At 45.3% G+C, this 1,210-nt stretch carries 2 protein-coding genes and 1 pseudogene; 2 read left to right on the top strand and 1 reads right to left on the bottom strand.

Annotated features, from left to right (window positions below; translation table 11 throughout):
• Both D1012_RS23095 and D1012_RS21835 read left to right on the top strand, forming a co-directional pair.
• Window positions 1-221, top strand: a 221-nt coding sequence (locus D1012_RS23095) for a hypothetical protein (protein WP_233517239.1), incomplete at its 5' end; no start/stop codon positions are given.
• A gap of 90 nt (window positions 222-311) precedes the next feature.
• On the top strand, window positions 312-1,049 hold the full coding sequence (locus D1012_RS21835; protein WP_147335775.1) for a hypothetical protein: 738 nt from the start codon (window positions 312-314) through the stop codon (window positions 1,047-1,049).
• Between the two features lie 50 nt (window positions 1,050-1,099).
• Here D1012_RS21835 and D1012_RS21830 read toward each other — a convergent pair.
• A pseudogene (locus D1012_RS21830) lies at window positions 1,100-1,210 on the bottom strand (IS5/IS1182 family transposase); the annotation flags it as partial.

The raw sequence follows: 1,210 nt of genomic DNA, 5'->3' as shown, positions 1-1,210 counted from the left end.
CACGGACCGAAGCATGCACCCGGGTCGACCTCAGGCGAAGGCTGCCGAGAAGGGAAGCAGATCAAGTGTTCAAAGGACAAAACCGCGGTCCGGCGGTGAATCCCGCATGCGCAAAAACGCTTGACTGGAACGACCCCGTTACCGAAGTCCTGACCCTAACCATGGGAAGAATTACCCCAAACAATTTCTTCGACTCAGACAATGGCACGGGACTTTGCTAAAGACAGCGTATCACGGTGGAGTATCAAATTATTAACTATTCGTCGGCCACATTGGCTGTGTCTCCAAGAGCGATGGTCCAAAGGTAATTAATGCTGAAGCCAAAAGAAAAATTCGAAAATTCCGTCTCGGATATCAATTGGAGAGATGCATCAACGACACCTCAGTCTGAGCATGATGAACTTTGGCCGGCAACTTACTATGCACCAGTACTAGACCGAATTCCACCTCCGTCAGGCCCTGTGATGGATTACATTGTAGTTCTTACCGATCCGACTATTAGCAAACTTAAAATAACCGATCTTGATATTGGTGAGCTTCTCGGCACCAAGTCGCATTCTGTCATCAACTTCATAAAAAGAAGACACTTCGAGTTTAATCTCTATGACAAGGCCATTGATGACGGGAAGTTGCGAGCCCTTTCCATTTGGGATATAGTCGTCGGAATAATCTCTGTCTATTATTTAGTTTTCGACGCGGATGATGTGGAATTCATTTCAGACTCGATAAGAACTGTGGTGCACTTGATAGATTCAGATTATGAGCTTGAGGTTATTTATAGCTTTGTCAAGTTCATAAACGTGCCTCTAGATAGACTTCAGCACCGACGCAGCATATTGTTACAAGAAGAAGGAATGGATTTTGAAGAATTGCTCTTCTCCTGCTTCAAGGCAATTCAAAGGTACTATCTATGCAGTTTTTGCTCAACATCAAATTCATCTCGCAAAGTAGATATGGGTTTAGGGTCAATCTTTGGCGGTCAATTTAAAATGCACCTTAAAGTATATAAACATTACCTTGCCATATCCAGCAGCGACCCGCGGAAATAGACGTATCAATCGATACCATGTCTCGCCCTGTTAGGCTCAGGACTCATTGATCATATCCAGAAGATGACGATGGCGGCTATGGCGATTGCGGACATGAAGGTGTGGGCGCAGCGGTCGTATCGTGTGTGAATGCGCCTCCAGTCCTTGAGTTTTCCAAACAT

The organism is Pseudotabrizicola alkalilacus (assembly GCF_003443995.1).
In the GTDB taxonomy this organism is placed as follows: domain Bacteria; phylum Pseudomonadota; class Alphaproteobacteria; order Rhodobacterales; family Rhodobacteraceae; genus Pseudotabrizicola; species Pseudotabrizicola alkalilacus.
The sequence above is the reverse complement of the archived record's forward strand: the minus strand, read 5'-3'. Positions and strand labels throughout refer to the sequence as shown.